Genomic DNA, 605 nt, shown 5'->3' on the forward strand with positions numbered 1-605 from the left:
TGGACCAGGGGGTGATGGGCGAGGGAGCGGGTGGGGTGCAGCTGTTCCACCAATACCTCGAAGGGCAGGTCTTGGTGCTCGAAGGCGGCCAGGCTGCGCGCGCGCACCTGGGCAAGGAGTTCGGCCACAGTGGGGTCGTCGGTCAGATCGACGCGTAACACCAGGGTGTTGACGAAGAACCCGACCAGCTCATCCAGGGCCGGGTCACGCCGGCCGGCGATCGGGAACCCCACCGGCACATCGGTATTGGTGCTGAGCTTGGCGAGCAGGATTGTCAGGGCGGCTTGGATGACCATGAAACTGGTCGCATGATGTGCCCGGGCCACCCGGGCGATCTGCTGCTGCAACTGTGCCGGCCACTCGATGGTGAGGCTGGCTCCGTGGTGATCGGCTACCGCCGGATAGGGCCGATCAGTGGGCAATTCCAGGCGTTCGGGCATCCCGGCCAGGGCGTGCTGCCAGTAGGCCAACTGTGCGCCGATCACACTGTCGGGGTCGCTGAGGTCGCCCAGCTGGTCTCGTTGCCAGAGCGTGTAGTCGGCGTACTGCACCGCCAACGGCACCCACCCAGGGGGCTGGCCTTGAACGCGGCTGGCATACGCCAC

At 66.6% G+C, this 605-nt stretch carries 1 protein-coding gene; it reads right to left on the reverse strand.

Going from position 1 to position 605, the window contains the following annotated elements; genetic code table 11:
• Positions 1 to 605: condensation domain-containing protein (locus A5781_RS22425; RefSeq protein WP_156624962.1), on the reverse strand; the 605-nt coding region annotated here is incomplete at both ends.

The sequence above is a fragment of the Mycobacterium sp. 852002-30065_SCH5024008 genome (assembly GCF_001665645.1).
GTDB classification, from domain to species: Bacteria; Actinomycetota; Actinomycetes; order Mycobacteriales; family Mycobacteriaceae; genus Mycobacterium; species Mycobacterium paraffinicum.